The following is a 3,945-nucleotide window of genomic DNA, read 5'->3' as shown; positions in this document are numbered from 1 at the left end:
TCGCGGGCCGAGGGCCCGGCGGCGAATTGTTCGGCCATCCAGCGCAGATCGCCCCCGGCGCAAAAGCTTTCGCCCGCCGCCGCCAGAACCACCACCCGCACCGCAGGGTCAGCCCCCAGATCGGCCGCCGCCTGCGTCAGCGCATCCATCAGCCCGACCGACAGCGCATTGTGCCGCTTGGGCTGGTTCAGTGTCAGGGTGCACACGCCGCGCGCGTCGGTTTCGATGCTTAGAAATTCGCTCATGCCGTTGGTCCCAATCTGCAAATATACCTAGCCGCGCATGGCCCGCGCCATGTCGGCGGCCCGGCCGATAACCGCGCGGTCCAGCCCGGTGTCATAGCCCAGCGCGCTCAGGTGATCGGCCACGGCCTCGGTCGCGACATTGCCGGTGGCGCCCTTGGCATAGGGGCAACCGCCCAAGCCGCCGACCGCCGCGTCGAACACCCGCAGGCCCAGCGCCAGCGAGGCTTCGATATTCTCCAGCGCCCGACCACCGGTGTCGTGGTAATGCCCGGCCAGTTTCGACACCGGCACCACCTCGGCAACCGCGTTCAGCATCGCGGTGATGGTCTGGGGCGTACCGCGCCCGATGGTGTCGCCAAGGCTGATTTCATAGCACCCCATCGCCAACAGCTTTTTCGCCACCCACGCCACCCGAGCCGGGGCGGTCGGGCCGTCATAAGGGCAATCCGTCACGCACGAAATATAACCGCGCACCGGCACGCCCTCTTCCGCCGCCGCCTCGGCCACAGGGGCAAAGCGTTCAAGGCTTTCTTCGATGCTGGCGTTGATATTGGCGCGGCTGAACCCTTCGGACGCCGCGCCGAAGATCGCGATCTCATCAGCGCGGGCGGCCATGGCGCGCTGAAAGCCGATCAGGTTCGGTGTCAGCGCCGCATAGGACACATGCGGCGCGCGGTGGATACCGGCCAGAACCTCGGCCCCGTCGGCCATCTGCGGCACCCATTTCGGGCTGACGAAACTGGCAACCTCGATCCGGCGGAACCCGGCGCCCGACAGCAGATCGACCAGCGCGATCTTTTCCGCCACCGGGATCAGCCGCTTTTCGTTCTGCAACCCGTCGCGCGGGCCGACCTCGAAGATTTCGACATATTCGCCCAAGTCACACCTCCGGCAACGGATAGAAATCGCGGTCGAAGAAATCCTGAACCCCGTCGCGTGCCGCCGCGCGCTGATAGGCCGGGCGCGCCTTGCAGCGGTCCCAATAGGCCTGAAGCTCGGGGTAATCGCCAACCCGCACATAGCGGTCGGCCAGAACAAACCCATAGGCCAGCATGATATCCGCCGCCGAAAAGCCACTGTCCAACAGGAAATCGCCCCGCAACTGCGGCCCAACCGCCGCCAGCGCCCCGCGCAGCCGCGCGGTCAGCAGCCGGATTACAACGGGCGAAGCATCGGCCGGGTTGCGCAGAAACACCCGGTTCATGTTCAGGTTTTCCACCAGACACCCGATGGTCTCGGAATAATGGATCAATTCAAGATAGCGGGCGCGGTCGGGGTGATCGGGCGCCCGGTGCAGACCCGATTGCGGGTGGCGCTCGGCCAGAAGCTGCAGGATCGCGCCGCTTTCAAAAATCACCTCGTCGCCCATCTCCAGCACCGGGGTCCGGCCAGCGGGCGACAGGCGCAGGAATTCGGGCGTCCGCATTGATCCGTCGCGGATCGAGTAAAGCGACAGATCATAGTCCAGCCCCAGCTCCTCAAGCATCCACATCACCCGAAGCGACCGGGCCATGGGCACATGATGCAGGTGAATCACGCAGCGTCCTCCTTATCATCCTCGGCCAGACGGATCAGCGCCGCCCCGGCCTCGACCTGCGATCCGGCCCCGACCAGCAATTCGGCGACCGTGCCATCGCGGCCAGCGGTCAGAGTATGCTCCATCTTCATCGCTTCGAGAATGGCCAGACGCTGACCCTGCGTGACCGTATCGCCAGCGGCAACGAACACCGCCTTGACCAGACCGGGCATCGGCGCCTCGATCAGGTTGCCAGCGTGACCAGCCGCCCCTTCGCGGTCCAGCGGGTCGATCATGGTGAACCGGTGCCCGGCGTCAGCAAACAGCGTGATCGCCGCGCCATCCCGGGCAAAAGGCACCGCCGGTTCGTCGTCAAAGAACCAGCCGCCGCGCCGGTGCAGCGCTTCAATCACGATCTCGCCGACCACCACCAGATGGTTTTCCGGGCCACGGGTGCGGACCAGCGCCTCGAAGGTCTCGCCCTCGTGGGTCAGCAGCACACTGCGGGTCAGCGGATACCACAGCGAGAACCCGCTCAGCGGCGCAACCGTCCCCAACAGGCCCAGCGCCGCCAAAGCCGCCTGCGCCCGCTGTTGCGGTGTCGCCGGAGGCTGCACGGTCAATTCAGCCAGATCCCGCGCGATCAGGCCGGTATCGACCTCGCCCCGCGCAAACCCCTCATGCCCGGCCAAGGCACCCAGAAACGCCAGATTGGTCACCGCGCCCGCGACCTGCGTGTCACGCAACGCCTGCGCCAGCCGCGCCAAGGCGACCTCGCGGGTCGGGCCATGAGTGATGATCTTGGCGATCATCGGGTCATACCACGGGCTGATCGCATCCCCGGCCCGCACCCCGCTGTCCGAACGCGCCGCCGGGCTGAACCGCAGATGGCTCAGCCGCCCGGTCGCGGGCAGAAAGCCGGCTGGCACGTCCTCGGCATAAAGCCGGGCCTCAAAGGCGTGGCCGTTGATACGCAGATCCTGCTGGCGCGCGGGCAAGACCTCGCCCGCCGCGACGCGCAATTGCCATTCGACCAGATCAATGCCGGTGATGGCCTCGGTCACCGGGTGTTCGACCTGAAGGCGGGTGTTCATCTCCATGAACCAGAACCGATCCGGGCGCAGCCCTTCCGACCCATCGACGATGAATTCGACCGTTCCGGCCCCCTTGTAACCGATGGCCTTGGCGGCGCGCACAGCGGCCTCGCCCATTGCCATGCGCATTTCGGGCGTCATGCCGGGCGCGGGCGCCTCTTCGATCACCTTCTGATGGCGGCGCTGCAGGGAACAATCGCGCTCGAACAAATGCACGGCCTGCACGCCATCGCCAAAAACCTGAACCTCGATATGGCGGGGCTGCTCGACATATTTCTCGATCAGCACCGCGTCATTACCAAAGGCGGTCCTGGCCTCGCCCCGGGCGCTGTCCAGCGCTTCAGAAAACTCCTGCGGCTGCGCTACCAGACGCATGCCCTTGCCGCCGCCGCCCGCCACCGCCTTGATCAGCACCGGATAGCCGATGGCATCCGCCGCCCCGGCCAGATGCTCGGGGTCCTGATTGTCGCCGTGATAGCCCGGCACCACCGGCACCCCGGCCTGTTCCATCAGATGCTTGGCCGCATCCTTCAGCCCCATCGCCCGGATCGCATCCGCCGAAGGGCCAATGAACACCAGCCCCGCCGCCTGAACCGCATCGACGAAATCGGGGTTCTCGGACAGGAAGCCATAGCCGGGATGAATGGCCTCGGCCCCGGTCACCAGCGCCGCCGAGATGATATCGTCGCCCCGCAAATAACTGTCCGCGGGCGCCGGGCCGCCGATCCAGATCGCCTGATCGGCCAGCGCCACATGTTTGGCATTGGCATCGGCGTCGGAATAGACCGCCACCGTCTGCACCCCCAGCTTGCGGGCGGTTTCGATCACCCGACAGGCAATCTCGCCCCGGTTGGCAATCAGGATCTTACGAAACATAGCGGTCTCCCAATCATTGCGGCGGGGGCGCTGCCCCCGTGCCCCCGGAGTATTTTCGCCAAGAAAAACAGCGGCTTTTTCCTGGTCCAAATACTCCCGCCGGAGGCGGAAATCACATTCTGAACAGCCCGAAACGGGTTGGTTCTATCGGTGCATTCAAAGCAGCGGACAGGCTGAGCGCCAGCACCTCGCGCGATTTGCGCGGGTCGATGAT

Annotated in this window: 4 protein-coding genes; all 4 read right to left on the bottom strand. The window is 65.9% G+C overall.

Annotation, left to right across the window (positions count from 1 at the left end):
* Positions 1–245: enoyl-CoA hydratase-related protein (locus ABYW26_RS11705; protein ID WP_372605063.1), on the bottom strand; the 245-nt coding region annotated here is incomplete at its 3' end.
* A gap of 27 nt (positions 246–272) precedes the next feature.
* Positions 273–1,124 (bottom strand): hydroxymethylglutaryl-CoA lyase, encoded by an 852-nt coding sequence (locus ABYW26_RS11700; protein ID WP_372605062.1) that lies wholly within the window; start codon positions 1,122–1,124, stop codon positions 273–275.
* A gap of 1 nt (position 1,125) precedes the next feature.
* Entirely contained in the window at positions 1,126–1,782 is a 657-nt protein-coding gene (locus ABYW26_RS11695; protein WP_372605061.1) for a glutathione S-transferase family protein, read from the bottom strand.
* Positions 1,779–3,731, bottom strand: coding sequence for a biotin carboxylase N-terminal domain-containing protein (locus ABYW26_RS11690; protein ID WP_372605060.1), 1,953 nt, complete (start codon positions 3,729–3,731; stop codon positions 1,779–1,781). Before ABYW26_RS11690 ends, ABYW26_RS11695 begins: the two co-directional genes overlap by 4 nt.
* Between the last annotated feature and the right edge of the window lie 214 nt (positions 3,732–3,945).

It is taken from the genome of Actibacterium sp. (assembly GCF_041584535.1).
In the GTDB taxonomy this organism is placed as follows: Bacteria; Pseudomonadota; Alphaproteobacteria; order Rhodobacterales; family Rhodobacteraceae; genus Actibacterium_D.
The sequence above is the reverse complement of the archived record's forward strand: the minus strand, read 5'-3'. Positions and strand labels throughout refer to the sequence as shown.

Excerpts from the sequence above, each read along its gene's own strand:
- ABYW26_RS11690 (WP_372605060.1), bottom strand. The coding sequence starts at position 3,731 with ATGTTTCGTAAGATCCTGATTGCCAACCGGGGCGAGATTGCCTGTCGG.